At 58.3% G+C, this 223-nt stretch carries 1 rRNA gene; it reads right to left on the reverse strand.

Features of this window, described 5'->3' with window-relative positions:
* Positions 1-223: ribosomal RNA gene (locus tag AC2CJA_RS27535) — 23S ribosomal RNA — on the reverse strand; the annotation flags it as partial.

The raw sequence follows: 223 nt of genomic DNA on the forward strand, positions 1-223 counted from the left end.
ACCAGACCACCTGAGTCGGTTTAGGGTACGGGCCGCCATGCAACTCGCTAGAGGCTTTTCTCGACAGCATAGGATCATCCACTTCACCATCATCGGCTCGGCATCAGGTCTTACCCTCCATGTTGCGCGGATTTACCTGCACAACGGGCTACACCCTTACCCCGGGACAACCACCGCCCGGGCTGGACTACCTTCCTGCGTCACCCCATCACTCACCTACTAC

The organism is Streptomyces sp. ATLC9 (genome assembly GCF_057196705.1).